Here is a 13060-nt window from a genome sequence, read left to right as displayed (position 1 = left end):
ACCGCATGATGCACGTCGTTCCCGCGCAGGCGGGAACGACGTTTTGGGGTTAACGAAGCAATAGATTGAGCGGGCGGAAATCCTCACCCCCGGACAGCATTTGCTATGCTTCGGCCCATGACCGACCACACCGCCTTAGTCGCAGCCGCCTTCAAGGGAGAACTCGCCGCCAGCCGCAAGCTTGCCGAACGCACCGGGATACCGGAAGCGGACGCACTGCGCAGCACCTTGACCTTGCGCGCCGGGACCGCGGGACTCGAAAACCTGCTGGCCGAACGCGCCGAGGCGCGCCTGCGCAGCGAACAGGGCGCCGTGGCGCGCCAGGCGCTGGCCGATGCTTCGCAGGCGCGGCGCGACACCACGACTGCCGCCATCCCGGCATGGCGCGCCTGGTTCGATGGCTCCGCCCGCCCCAACCCGGGCCGCTGCGGCATTGGCGCCGTCCTGGAAGGCCCCGGCGGCGTGCATATTGAAATGTCGCGCGAAGCCGGCTACGGCAACAGCAGCGAAGCTGAATACTGCGCCCTGATCGCTGTCCTCGAAGCGGCCGTCCACGAACGCGCCGCGCAGCTCGTCGTCTACGGCGACAGCCAGGTCGTGATCGACGACGTCAACGCCCCCGACAGCGCCAGCTCCCCTATCCTGCGCAGCTACCGCGACCGCGCGCGCGCCCTGCTCGCGCGCCTGCCCGGCGCCACGCTGCGCTGGATTCCGCGCCACAAGAACGCCCGCGCCGACGCCCTGTCGCAGCGCGCGACACCGCCATTACCCATCGAAGAGCTCCATGAACAACGAACCGCAGACTGACCTCGCCAGCTGGCGCCCGCGCCTGGCCGCCCTTGCCGCCAGCGGCAGCGGAGGCGACGGCGCCCACGACAGCAACCACCTGGAACGCGTGTGGCGCAACGCCCAGGCCCTGCTGGAACGCCACCCGGAAGCCGACGCGCTGGTGGTGATGACCGCCTGCTACCTGCACGACCTGGTCAACCTGCCCAAGGACGACCCGGACCGCGCCCAGGCCTCACGCCGCTCGGCCCAACTGGCGCGCCACCAGCTGGCCTGGATGAGCTTCCCGCCGGAGCGCCTGGACGCGGTGGCCCACGCCATCGAGGCGCACAGTTTCTCGGCCAGGATTGCCGCCGAGTCGCTGGAAGCGAAGATCGTGCAGGATGCCGACCGCCTCGACGCGCTCGGCGCCGTCGGCCTGGCGCGCATGTTCTACACGGCGGGACGGATGGGTAGCGGCCTGGCCCACCCGAGCGACCCGCTGGCCACCAGCCGCCCGCTCGACGACCGCGCCTATTCGCTCGACCACATCCAGGCCAAGCTGGGCACCCTGCCCGCCATGATGCAGACCGAAGGCGGGCGCGCGCTGGCCGGCGAGCGCATGGCCCTGCTGGAGGCCTTCCGCAGCGCCTTTGCCGCCGAATGGGGCGCCACAAAAGATTCCTGAATACCAACACCAGTGCTAAGATAAGCCCTCGTCGACAGCCCGAGGCATGCATGACCAGCACCACTGCGCTTCAGAAACCCAGCACCGGCAACCTGAATTTCGTCCTGGTCTGCATTTTCATCGACATGCTCGGCATCGGCCTGATCGTCCCGGTCATGCCGCTGCTGGTCGGCCAGTTCTTCCCCAGCCGGGACGAGCAGGCATTGTGGTTCGGCGTATTGGCCGCGACCTTCGGCGTGCTGCAGTTCCTGTTCATGCCGGCGCTGGGCGCGCTGAGCGACCGGGTCGGGCGCCGCCCGGTGCTGCTGTATTCCATGGCCGGGATGTGCATCAATTTCCTGGTCACGGCCTGGGCGCCCAGCATGGCCTGGCTGTTCGTCGGCCGCATCATCGGCGGCATGTCCTCGGCCAGCATGTCGGTGGCCGCGGCCTATGCGTCGGACATCTCGACCAAGGAAAACCGCGCCAAGAGCTTCGGCAAGATTGGCGCCGCCTTCGGCCTGGGTTTCATTTGCGGCCCGATGCTGGGCGGCCTGCTGGGCAATAACAACCTGCACCTGCCCTTCTACGTGGCCGCGCTGCTGGGCGCGGCCAACCTGGTCTACGGGTTCTTCTTCGTGCCGGAGTCGCTCCCGGCCGGCGCGCGCGCGCCCTTTGCCTGGAAGCGGCTGAACCCGCTGGCGGCCTTGCTGCGCCTGGTGCGGCGCAAGGACATCCGCGGCCTGGTCATCGTCCTGACCCTGGTCACCTTCGGCCAGATGATGCTGCAATCGACCTGGGTGCTGTACACCACCTTCCGCTTCGACTGGACCCCGCGCGACAACGGCATCGCCATGTTCTGCGTGGGCCTGGTGTCGGCCGTGGTGCAGGCCGGCCTGCTGGCGGTGCTGATCCGCCGCTTCGGCGAGGTGCGCTTGTCGCTGCTGGGGATCACCTCGGGCGCCTTCGCCTTCCTCGGGTATGGATTGGCGACCCAAGGCTGGATGATGTACGCCCTGATCCTGTGCAATGTGCTGGCCTTCGCGGCCGGCCCTTCGCTGCAGGCGATCGTGTCGAAAACCACCCCCGCCAACGAGCAGGGCGAGCTGATGGGCTCCCTGCAGTCGATCAGCAGCCTGGGGGTCATCATCACGCCGCTGCTGGGCACCGCCATCCTGGCCACCGTCAGCCACCTGCCGCAGGGCGACTGGCGCATCGGCAGCCACTTCCTGCTGTGCGCGGCGATGCAGGCGATCGCCATCGTGGTCGCGTGGCGCTACTTCCGCACCCACCACGTGCAAGACACCCACGCCGCCGCCCATTGAGGCGTCAGAACTTCATCTCCAGCGTCGTGCGCAGGCTCGGCCCGTTCGGGTAGATCCAGCGCCGCTTTTCCAGGCCCAGCACCGGATCGGAGTAGCTCGGCTCGAACACATTGGCCTCGCCGAGCAGGTTCGACAGCGCCAACCGCAGCGCGAGCTTCGGGTTGTAGGTCCACACGGCATAGGTATCGAGCGCAGTGCGGGCCTCGCGGTAAAAGCCGCGATTGGCGACCACCTGCACGTAGCCGCCGCGCCGGTGCGCCAGGCTGGCGCCGGTGGCCAGCTTGCCGGACTTGTAATCGATACCCAGGTTGGCCGTGAGCGGCACCTGCTGCTCCATATGGTTGTGCGGCCCCGGCACCGACTCCACCCGCGACCAGTTGCGGCTCACGCTCGCCCGCAGGTCGATCGCGGGAGCATTGGCGAACAAGGCCTTGAGCGGAAACTTGGTCTCGATATCGATGCTGCGCATGGTGGCGCGGTCGGCATTCACCGGCGTGTAGATCCAGCGCAGGCCGTCGAAATAGATGTCGTTGCTGGTGACGTCGTCGATGCGCTTGAGCGCGCCGGCCACCGAGACCATCGCCCCTTCGGCCCAGTAGTGTTCATAGGCGGCGTCGATGCCCCAGGCCAGTTCCGGCTTCAGGTTCGGATTGCCCTGGTAGTCGGCTTCGGTGGCGCTGTTGTTTTCCCAGGCCTGGCGGCGCGGCACGATGGCTTCCAGGTCTGGGGCCTTGTAGGTGCGGCTCAGCGCCAGCCTCAGTTGCCGGCCCTTCGCGCCGGGAAGCTTGTAGAGCGATTGCAGGATGGGACTGAGGACGCTCGAATGCACGCGCGCCGCCTCCACGCTGTTGCCGGCGAAGCGCGTCCGTATGCCTTCCCAGCGGGTGCCCATGTAGAGCGACCAGCGCGGGTTGACGGTCCATTCGTCCTGCACGTACAGCGCGGCGCGGCTGATGCTGGTGCGGAAATCCTCGTCCAGCAGGAAGCCGGGCGGCAAGGGACGCACCCGGTCGCGCTCCATCCGGATGTCCGAACTTTCATTGATGCGCAGGTCCCAGCCCAGCGCCAGCACGTGGCCGCCGTCAAAGGCGCGGGTGGCCTTGCCGGTTGAATTGGCGCCACGCGCATGGGAATCGGACAGGGTGTGGCCGTCAGTCTCGGGCCGGCCGGCGCCGTCCAGCCCAGAGCGCCGCACATACATCTTGCGCGACGACCATTCGGCGCCGATCTTCATGTCCAGCTTCAGGCCGGAGGCCATGGTCCTGGTCCAGTTCAGGTCGGATTTCACCATGCGGTCGTCGAATTCGCCGAAGGTATACAGGTCGGGGACCGCCGGCGCTCGCCCGATGTAGGTCGTGACGATCGGGTGCGCGTTGTTGCGGAAGCTGCTGCTGTTGGCGATGGTTTCCCAGGCCAGGGTATCGCCGTTGTCCAGGGTCCAGTTCAGGCGCGGGCTCAGGTTCAGCCGGTTCATGCGGCCTTCCTCGGGGCCGACCGTCTCGCGGTACAGGTCGACCACCCCGTTCGGACGGGTGTTTTCCTCGATCCCGCGCCATTCGCGCGACAGGCTGTCGTGGTTGCCGCTGGCCGAAAAAGACCATGACGATTTCTCGCCGCGGTCCGCCACTTGGGTGCTGAAGGTGGGACCGCGGAAGTCTTCGGAGAGCAGGTAGCCAAGCTTGGCCTCGCGCTGGCGCTTGGCCACCTTCTTGCGCAGCACGATGTTGATGGTCCCGGCCACGGCCTGGGTCGAGAATTCGGCGGTGGCCACGCGCAGCACCTCGATGCGTTCGATGATGTCGGGCGAAAGCGTGTCGAGTGCGAAGCCGGCCGGGGTGCGCTCGCCGTTCACCAGGATCTGGGTATAGCCGCTGCCCAGGCCGCGCATGCGTACCTCGGTGCTGCGCCCGGAACCGGTGGTGACGGTCACGCCGGGAACGCGCTTGAGGATGTCGGCCACGGTGGTGTCGCCATAGCGGGCGATCTCTTCGCGCCCCACCACGATACGGGCCGCGGTGTCGTCGCGGCGCGGGTCGTAGCTTTCGGTCGTCCCCTTCACTTCCACCTGCTGCACCGGTTTTTCCGTGGCGGACTGCTGGGCGAAGGCCGGGGCGGACAGCCCGGCGATGAGAACAAGGTGGCGCGGGCGCAGCAGGGTCATATTCCAATCTCCAGAAATAGTTATTCGGTTTGTGCGAACAACTATATGCCAGAGATTGGTACATTGTAAACATGACAAGGTATATTTTATTGCTATGACATAGCAATCGAGAATTCCACGCCCAAGAAAAAGCCCGGCGCGCGGCCGGGCTGGCGGGTGAGGTGGCGCCGGATCAGAACTTCAGTTCATAGGTGGCGCGCACCCGGATGCTGTTCGGGAAGATCACGCTGCGGGTCTGGGTCCCGAACCTGGGGTCCGCATAGGTGTTCTCGTAGAAGAAGTCGTCGCCCAGCACATTGGCCAGCGCAACCCGCAGCTGGCGCTTCGGATCGAACTTCCACAGGGCGTACGCCTCGAGGTCGCGGCGCGCCCAGGTGTACACGTACTGGTTCAGCGACGACCGGACCTGGCCGCCGGTGCGGTAGGCGAAGCTGCCGCCCGCGCTCAGGGAGCCCGCCTTGTAGTCGGCGCCCAGGTTGACCGTCAAGGGCGTCTGCTGGTCGAGGCGGTTGTTCGGGCCCGGCACCGATTCCACCCGCGACCAGTTGCGGTTGATGCTGGCGCGCAGGTCGATCGGTGGCGCGTCAACCATGACGGCCTTGAGCGGGAACTTGGTTTCGATTTCCAGGGTGCGCGTCACCGCGCTGTCCTGGTTCGATGGCGTGACTACCCATCGCGCGCCGTCGAAATAGGTGAGCGAGCGGGTGAAATCGCTGATGCGGCGCGACGACGCACTGACCGACACCAGGGCGCCCTCGGCCCAGTAGTGTTCGTACGAGATGTCGACACCGAAGGCCAGTTCGGGTTTCAGGTTCGGGTTGCCGACGTAGTCGGGCTGGGTCGAGCTGTTGTTCTCGCTGGTGCGGCGGTTCGGGCTCAGGTTGCCGATGCCGGGGGCCTTGTAGGTGCGCGTCAGGGCCAGGCGGAACTGGTCGCCGCCCTTGCCCTTGCTGCCCGGGAGTTTATACAGCGTCTGCATGATCGGGCTCCAGACGCTGGAACTGGCGTCCACCTTGCCGAAGGTATTGCCCTCGACATGGGTGCGGATGCCTTCCCAGCGCGCGCCCAGGTACATCGACCATTGCGGCGTGATGTTCCACTCGTCTTGCCCGAACACCGCCAGGCGCTTCACGCGCGCCTCGGTGAATTCGTCCGGCAGCTGCCCCGCCGGTCCTGCGAACACGGCGCGTTCGACGCGCTCGTCGTCGCGGTCGTCCACGCTGCCGTCCCAGCCGAAGGCCAGGGTATGGCCCTTGTCCAGCGTGCGGGTGTACTTGCCGGTGGCCTTGAAACCGCGGTCGGTGTTCTCGCTGACCACGCGCGTATCCAGGCCGGCGCCGCGCCGGTCCGACAGGTTTTCGCCTTCGCTGCCCGAGATCCCGAGCTTCAGGTCGAGCTTGGCGCCGTCGGCGAACTTGCGGGCCCAGCTCAGGTCCGTCGCCAGCGACGCGCCTTCGTTGCCCATGTGGGTGCGCAGGTCCGGCTGCAGCGGTGCGCTGCCGATCAGGGTGGTGGTGCGCTGGTGCACGTTGTTGCGGAAGCGGTTGGCGCTGATGAAGCTCTGCGAGGTGATGGTGTTGTCCGGCGCCAGCGTCCAGTTCAGGCGCGGGCTCAGGTTCAGGAAAGTGAACTGGCCGTCCTGCGGCATGGCGAGGGTGCGCAGCATGTCGGTGGCGCCGCCAGGGGCCGTGCCCACCTCGATGCCGGTGGCTTCGCTGTCGAAGCGCTCCTGGGCCGCGCTGGCCGATACCGAGTACGAGAAGCCGCCGTCGCGGTCCGACATCTGCAGGTTCGCATTCGGGCCGAAGCTGCTGCTGGAGGCCTGGGCCGCCAGCTTCACTTCGCGCAGGCGGTTCTTCACCGAGCGCTTGAGGATGATGTTGATGGTGCCGGCCACCGACTGGGTGGAAAACTCGGCACTGGCCGCGCGCAGCACTTCGATGCGCTCGATCGACTCGGGCGCCAGCGCTTCCAGCGTGAAGCCGGCCGGCGCGCGTTCGCCGTTCACCAGCACCTGGGTGTAGCCGCTGCCCAGGCCGCGCATGCGGATCTCGCCGCCGCGGCCATTGGCGCTGTTGACGGTGATGCCGGGCACGCGCTTGAGTACGTCCAGCACGCTGGTGTCGCCGTACTTGACGATCTCGTCGCTGTTCACGACGACCTTGGTGGCGGTGTCGTCGCGGCGCGGATCGTAGCTGTCGGCGCTGCCCTTGACTTCGACCTGCTGGATCTTCTTGCTGTCCTCAGGCTTGGTGGTGGCGGGCTTGTCCTGCGCCAGCGCAGGCAGGCAGATACTGAGCGCGGCAGCAAGCGCGGTCAGGCGGAACGGGATAAACAGGGACATGGACTCTTCGAAGGTAGGTTCAGAATTTCAGTTCATACGTGGCGCGCACGCGCACGCCGTTCGGGTACATGAAGTAGCGGGTCTGGGAGCCGATGCGATCATCCATATAGGTGCTCTCGGTCTCGTAGCCCTGGCGCAGCACATTGCTCACGGCCACGCGCAGCTGGCGTTGCGGGTCGAACTTCCACAGTCCATACACTTCCAGGTCGCGCCGCGCGAAGGCGTAGCCGCGCTGGTTGAGCGAAGCGCGGAACGGCCCACCGCTGCGGTAGGCGAAGCTGCCGCCGGCGGTGAGCGCGCCGGCCTTGTAGTCGGCGCCCAGGTTGAGCGACAAAGGCGTCTGCTGGTCGAGGCGGTTGTCCGGGCCGGGAACGGATTCGACCCGCGACCAGTTGCGGGTGACGCTGGCGCGCAGGTCGACCGCAGGCGCGTCGCTCATGACGGCCTTGAGCGGGAACTTGGTCTCGATCTCCAAAGAGCGGGTGCGCGCGCTGTCCTGGTTGCTCGGCGTGGCGATCCAGCGCCCGCCGTCGAAATACACCAGGGTGCGGGTAAAGTCGCTGATGCGGCGCGAGGACACGCTGATCGACAGCAGCGCGCCTTCGGCCCAGTAATGCTCGTAGGCGGCGTCGATGCCGAAGGCCAGTTCCGGTTTCAGGTTGGGGTTGCCCTGGTAATCCGGCTCGGTCGAGCTGTTGTTGTCGCTGGTCTGGCGCCGCGGCGTCAGGTTCTGCACGCTCGGCGCCTTGTAGGTGCGGGTCACGGCCAGGCGCAGCTGGTCGCCCTTCTTGCCCGGGATCTTGTACAGCGTCTGCATGATCGGGCTCCACACATTGGAGCCGGCGCGCGCCGTGCCGAACACATTGCCCTCGACGTGGGTGCGGATGCCTTCCCAGCGCGCGCCCAGGTACATCGACCACTGCGGCGTGATGTTCCATTCGTCCTGGGCGAACAGCGCCAGGCGCCGCACGCGCGCCTCGGCCTCTTCGTCGCGCGGCTGGGCGGCAGGCCCCAGCAGGGCATTGCGTTCGCTGCGCTCGTCGGTGCGGGTGTCGACCCCGCCGTCCCAGCCGAAGGCCAGGGTATGGCCTTGTTTCAGGGTGCGGCTGTACTTGCCGGTGGAATTGAGGCCGCGGTCGCGGTTGGCCAGGGCGATGTCGGTATCGAGCAGCGCGGCGCCATTGGCGGCAAACGCCGAGCGCTGCGAGGCGTTGTCGCTCTGGCCGGCCGAGGCGCCGATCTTCAGGTCGAGCTTCGCGCCTGATGCGAACTTGCGGGCCCAGGTCAGGTCCGAACGCAGGTAGGTGCCCTCGTTGCGGTAGGTCGGCACCATGTTGGGGTAGGCCGGCGGCGGGCCGATGATGGTCGTGGTCTCGGTGCCGACCCGGTTGCGGAAGCGGTTGTGGTTGAGGAAGGTCTGCGAGGTGATCGTATTGTCCGGCGCCAGCGTCCAGTTCAGGCGCGGGCTCAGGTTCAGGAAGGTGAACTGGCCCTTCTGCGGCAGGCGGATGGTGCGCAGCATGGTGGGCTGGCCGGTGGGCGAGACGCCCGTTTCCACGCCCGAGGAATCGAACTCGAAGCGGTCCTGGGCGGCGTTGGCCGACACCGAATACGAAAACGCGCCTTCGCGGTCGGACAATTGCAGGTTGGCGTTCGGCCCCCAGCCATTGCTCGCGGCCTGGGCCGCGAGTTTGAGTTCGCGCTGGCGGTTCTTCACGGCGCGCTTGAGGATGATGTTGATGGTGCCGGCCACCGATTGCGTCGAGAACTCGGCGCTGGCCGCGCGCAGCACTTCGATGCGCTCGATGGTGTCGGGGGCCAGCGAATCCATCGAGAAGCCGGCCGGCGCCCGCTCGCCGTTGATCAAGACCTGCGTGTACCCCGCTCCGAGGCCGCGCATGCGGATCTCGCCGCCGCGGCCATTGGCGCTGTTGACGGTGATGCCCGGCACCCGCTTGAGCACGTCCAGCACATTGGTGTCGCCGTACTTGGTGATCTCTTCGCTGTTCACCACGATCTTGGTGGCGGTGTCGTCGCGCCGCGGGTCATAGGCGTCGGCCGTGCCTTTCACTTCGACCTGCTGGATCTTCTTGTCCTCCTGCCTGGTGACCGGCTTGGATGCGGCGGGCGCCTGCTGGGCGAAGGCGGCGGGCAGGCACAGGCTGGCGGCGGCAGCCAGGGCGGTCATGCGAAACGGGCGAAATGCGGAGGACATGGATGCTTCAACAGAGAGAGGGAGCGAGATTGTCTCAGAAGCAACTGCCGATGTCCCGTAGTTTCCGATATGCATGTCTTTTCTATTGCACGCGCATACACCGGCGCGCTGCCGTGGCGACAAACATGCGTTTTCGGCCATTATCACCGCTATAATTCGCCATCGATTCCACACCTAGAGGCCTGTCAAAGTGTCCCGTTTAAAAGTCTTGCCCCAATATGTGATGCCGAAAACGGCGCTGACCAACTTCGCCGGCCGCGTCGCCGGCGCCAAGGGCGGCGCCATGACCACGCGCTTGATCCGCTGGTTCGTGGGCAAGTACGGCGTCAACATGGACGAGGCGGCCAATTCGGATATCGCCAGCTACACCAGCTTCAACGAATTCTTCACCCGCCCGCTGCGCGAGGGCGTCCGGCCGCTGGCCCAGGCCGACTTTATCTGCCCGGTGGACGGCGCCATCAGCCAGTTCGGCGACATCGACGACCACCACATCTTCCAGGCCAAGGGACATAAATTCACGTCCGTCGAACTGGTGGGCGGCGACGCCACCCTTGCCGCGCACTTCCGGCACGGCCACTTCGCCAACCTCTACCTGAGCCCCAAGGACTACCACCGCCTCCACATGCCCTGCGACGGGCGCCTGACGCGCATGATCTACGTGCCGGGCAAGCTGTTCTCGGTGAACCCGACCACCGCGCGCGGCGTGCCGGGCCTGTTCGCCCGCAACGAGCGCGTGGTCTGCGTGTTCGAGTCCGAGGAACACGGTCCTTTCGTGATGACCCTGGTGGGCGCAACCATCGTCGGCAGCATGGCCACTGTCTGGCACGGCGTGGTGAACCCGCCGCGCATGACGCGCATCTGCGAATGGCACTACGGGCCGGACCAGCCGCCGGTGGTGCTGAAGAAGGGCGAAGAGATGGGCCGCTTCCTGCTTGGCTCCACCATCGTGATGCTGTTCAAGAAGGGCGCGATCGCCTTCAACCGGGACTGGGCGCCGGAGCGTTCGGTGCGCCTGGGCGAGGCCATGGGCAACCGCCCGCGCTGATTCAGGCCGCGTGCCCGCGCTTGCGGCACTCTTCACCCATCAGGTCCAGGAAAGCCCGGGTCTTGGCCGGCATCAGCCGGCGCCCCGGGAACACCGCCCAGCCGCTGGCCGACGGCAGTTCCCATTCCGGCAGCACCCGCACCAGTTCCCCCGCCAGCAGGTAGGGCGCGGCAAAGGTCTGCGAGCTGATTGCGATGCCGGCGCCGTGCGAGGCGATCCGCGCCAGCAGGCCCGGTGAGTTGGCCGTGAGCTTGGCGTTGAGCTCGCGCGCCCAGCGCGTCTTGCCGCGGCTGAGCACCCATGGCGCGGGGCCGCCGGTGCGGCTCAGGATGCACAGCAGGTCGTGGTGCGTCAGCAGTTCGTCCGGGTGCTCCGGCAGGCCGTGGCGCGCCAGGTAGGCGGGCGAGGCATACAGGCCGAAGGTCTCCAGGTTGATCGGGCGCGCATTGAGCGAAGCGTCGTCCGGCAGGTCGCCCATGCGGATGGCGATATCGAAATTCTCGGCGATCAGGTCGACCCGGCGCGGCGACAGGTCGATCTCCACCGACACCTGCGGGTAGCGCGCGATGAAGCGCGCGATCACGTCGTGCAGGCCGCTGTGGGCGAAGTCGCCCGGCACCGACATCCGCAGCTTGCCGCTCGGTTCCCCTTGCCGGTGCTGGGCCAGCGCGCCGGCCGCCTCCACTTCTTCCACGACCCGGCGCGCGTGCTCGAGCAGGCTGGCGCCGAATTCGGTGACCATCAGCTTGCGCGTGGTCCGCTGCAGCAGGCGCTCGCCCAGACGCTGTTCCAGCAGCGCGATGCGGCGCGAGACGGTCGATTTCGGCAGCTGCACGCGTTCGGCGGCGCGGCTGAAACTGCCGGCCTCGACGATACGGGCAAACAGCAGCAGGTCGTTCGGTTCGACGTCCATGATTGTCTCACTAGCGGAATAATGTTATCCATTTTACTGGCTTCCGACTTGATTATGGAACCTATACAGTGTGTCCATCAACATTTTCTTGGAAAGGGACACCACATGAACATCCTGCACATCACCTCCAGCGTCCGTGGCGACGATTCGGAATCGACCCGCGTCACGAAGCTGATCGTCGACAAGCTGGTCTCCAGCAACCCGGAAGCGCAGGTCGTCCGCCGCGACTTCGGCGCCCAGCCGCACCCGCTGCTCGACGGCGCCGCCGTCGGCGCCCTGTTCACCCCGGTGGACCAGCGCAATGCCGAGCAGGCCGCCCGCGTGGCCCTGGACGACGCCCTGATCCTTGAGGCGCAGGCGGCCGACGTGATCGTGATCGGCGCCCCGATGTACAACTTCGGCATGCCGGTGCAGCTGAAGAACTGGTTCGACGCGATCGCCCGTTCCGGCGTGACCTTCCGCTATACCGAGACCGGTCCGGAAGGCCTGCTGAAGAACAAGAAGGTGTACGTGGCCACCGCCCGTGGCGGCGTATATCCGGTGGAAGCCGACCCGCAGGTGCCGCACATCCGCATGCTGCTGAACTTCCTGGGCATGAGCGACCACACCTTCATTTATTCGTCGGGCCTGAACATGGGTCCGGACGCGGCGGCCAATGGCCAGCAGGCCGCCAACGAAGCGGTCGAAGCCGCACTGGCGTAAGATCCGCGACGCGCGGCGCAGCATCGACACCAACCAACAGGAGAACAGCATGACCGAGCTCACTACCACTTCCACCATCGCCACCTCGCGCGGCGTCGAACGCCTGGTCAACGGCCAGTTCGTGATGGATGGCGCGGGCGTGAAGATCAACCGCGTCCTCACCGGTACCCTGCAGCGCCGCCTCGACCCCTTCCTGATGCTGGACGCCTTCGGCAGCGACAAGGCGGGCGACTATATCGCCGGCTTCCCGGAGCACCCGCACCGCGGCTTCGAGACCGTCACCTACATGCTCAATGGCCGCATGCGCCACCGCGACAGCGCCGGCAACGAAGGCCTGGTGACCAATGGCGGCGTGCAGTGGATGACGGCCGGGCGCGGCGTGATCCACTCCGAAATGCCGGAGCAGGACGAGGGCCTGATGGAAGGCTTCCAGCTGTGGCTCAATTTGCCGGGCAAGGACAAGATGCAGGCGCCGTGGTACCGCGACATCCCGGCCGAGGAAGTGCCGCGCTTTACCAATGACGATGGCGTGACGGTGCAGGTGATCGCGGGCGAGACCCACGGCGTGGCCGGGGCGGTGCAGCGCGCGCACACCCTGCCCCTCTACCTCGACATCGAGATCCCGGCCGGGGTGACGTTCGAGCAGCCGATCCCCCCGGGGCACAACGCCTTCTTCTATGTGTACCGGGGCGAAGTGGTGGTCGATGGCAAGGGCGTGGGCAAGACCCGCATGGCGATCCTCGACAATGCACCGGGCGCCGACGGCGTGCGCATCAAGGCGATCGAACCTACCCGCCTGATCCTGCTGGCGGGACGCCCGCTGAACGAGCCGATCGCCCAGCATGGTCCGTTCGTGATGAACACGACCGAGCAGCTGCACCAGGCCTTCGACGACTTCCGGGCCGGCCGTTTCGCCTGATGCG

Annotated in this window: 10 protein-coding genes; 6 read left to right on the top strand and 4 right to left on the bottom strand. The window is 66.8% G+C overall.

Annotation, left to right across the window (positions count from 1 at the left end; genetic code table 11):
* Positions 1-117 precede the first annotated feature (117 nt).
* From BM031_RS14375 to BM031_RS14365, 3 genes are read left to right on the top strand one after another with little or no spacing between them, the layout of a single operon-like run.
* Complete coding sequence (locus BM031_RS14375; protein WP_091875263.1) at positions 118-807, top strand: ribonuclease HI family protein; 690 nt, start codon at positions 118-120, stop codon at positions 805-807.
* Positions 785-1453 (top strand): HD domain-containing protein, encoded by a 669-nt coding sequence (locus tag BM031_RS14370; RefSeq protein ID WP_091875262.1) that lies wholly within the window; start codon positions 785-787, stop codon positions 1451-1453. Before BM031_RS14375 ends, BM031_RS14370 begins: the two co-directional genes overlap by 23 nt.
* A gap of 50 nt (positions 1454-1503) precedes the next feature.
* Positions 1504-2757, top strand: a complete 1254-nt coding sequence (locus BM031_RS14365) for an MFS transporter (RefSeq protein WP_091875261.1) — start codon at positions 1504-1506, stop codon at positions 2755-2757.
* A gap of 4 nt (positions 2758-2761) precedes the next feature.
* On the opposite strand, the gene BM031_RS14360 is transcribed toward BM031_RS14365, so the two are convergent.
* The 3 genes from BM031_RS14360 to BM031_RS14350 form a co-directional block, all read right to left on the bottom strand.
* A complete protein-coding gene (locus BM031_RS14360; protein ID WP_091875260.1) occupies positions 2762-4918 on the bottom strand; it encodes a TonB-dependent receptor plug domain-containing protein in 2157 nt (718 codons plus the stop codon).
* Between the two features lie 172 nt (positions 4919-5090).
* Positions 5091-7262: a TonB-dependent receptor plug domain-containing protein gene (locus BM031_RS14355; protein WP_091875259.1), complete on the bottom strand. Its 2172-nt coding sequence runs from the start codon at positions 7260-7262 to the stop codon at positions 5091-5093.
* 19 nt (positions 7263-7281) lie between these two features.
* Positions 7282-9477 (bottom strand): TonB-dependent receptor plug domain-containing protein, encoded by a 2196-nt coding sequence (locus BM031_RS14350; protein ID WP_229408899.1) that lies wholly within the window; start codon positions 9475-9477, stop codon positions 7282-7284.
* Between the two features lie 190 nt (positions 9478-9667).
* Between BM031_RS14350 and asd the strand changes: the two genes are divergently transcribed.
* Positions 9668-10522 (top strand): archaetidylserine decarboxylase, encoded by an 855-nt coding sequence (asd, locus tag BM031_RS14345; RefSeq protein WP_502500944.1) that lies wholly within the window; start codon positions 9668-9670, stop codon positions 10520-10522.
* 1 nt (position 10523) lies between these two features.
* Here asd and BM031_RS14340 read toward each other — a convergent pair whose 3' ends face one another.
* On the bottom strand, positions 10524-11435 hold the full coding sequence (locus BM031_RS14340; RefSeq protein ID WP_091875256.1) for a LysR family transcriptional regulator: 912 nt from the start codon (positions 11433-11435) through the stop codon (positions 10524-10526).
* 105 nt (positions 11436-11540) lie between these two features.
* On the opposite strand from BM031_RS14340, the gene BM031_RS14335 reads away from it, so the two are divergent.
* Positions 11541-12137, top strand: coding sequence for an FMN-dependent NADH-azoreductase (locus tag BM031_RS14335; RefSeq protein ID WP_091875255.1), 597 nt, complete (start codon positions 11541-11543; stop codon positions 12135-12137).
* A gap of 49 nt (positions 12138-12186) precedes the next feature.
* The gene (locus BM031_RS14330) at positions 12187-13056 is read left to right on the top strand and encodes a pirin family protein (protein ID WP_091875297.1); all 870 of its coding nucleotides are present in this window, start codon (positions 12187-12189) and stop codon (positions 13054-13056) included.
* Positions 13057-13060 lie beyond the last annotated feature (4 nt).

This window comes from Massilia yuzhufengensis, assembly GCF_900112225.1.
Lineage (GTDB): Bacteria > Pseudomonadota > Gammaproteobacteria > Burkholderiales > Burkholderiaceae_D > Telluria > Telluria yuzhufengensis.
The sequence above is the reverse complement of the archived record's forward strand: the minus strand, read 5'-3'. Positions and strand labels throughout refer to the sequence as shown.

Coding starts and splice junctions, on each gene's coding strand:
- BM031_RS14350 (WP_229408899.1), bottom strand. CDS start 9,477: ATGTCCTCCGCATTTCGCCCGTTTCGCATGACCGCCCTGGCTGCCGCC.
- BM031_RS14370 (WP_091875262.1), top strand. CDS start 785: ATGAACAACGAACCGCAGACTGACCTCGCCAGCTGGCGCCCGCGCCTG.
- BM031_RS14375 (WP_091875263.1), top strand. CDS start 118: ATGACCGACCACACCGCCTTAGTCGCAGCCGCCTTCAAGGGAGAACTC.
- BM031_RS14340 (WP_091875256.1), bottom strand. CDS start 11,435: ATGGACGTCGAACCGAACGACCTGCTGCTGTTTGCCCGTATCGTCGAG.
- BM031_RS14335 (WP_091875255.1), top strand. CDS start 11,541: ATGAACATCCTGCACATCACCTCCAGCGTCCGTGGCGACGATTCGGAA.
- BM031_RS14365 (WP_091875261.1), top strand. CDS start 1,504: ATGACCAGCACCACTGCGCTTCAGAAACCCAGCACCGGCAACCTGAAT.
- BM031_RS14360 (WP_091875260.1), bottom strand. CDS start 4,918: ATGACCCTGCTGCGCCCGCGCCACCTTGTTCTCATCGCCGGGCTGTCC.
- BM031_RS14330 (WP_091875297.1), top strand. CDS start 12,187: ATGACCGAGCTCACTACCACTTCCACCATCGCCACCTCGCGCGGCGTC.
- BM031_RS14355 (WP_091875259.1), bottom strand. CDS start 7,262: ATGTCCCTGTTTATCCCGTTCCGCCTGACCGCGCTTGCTGCCGCGCTC.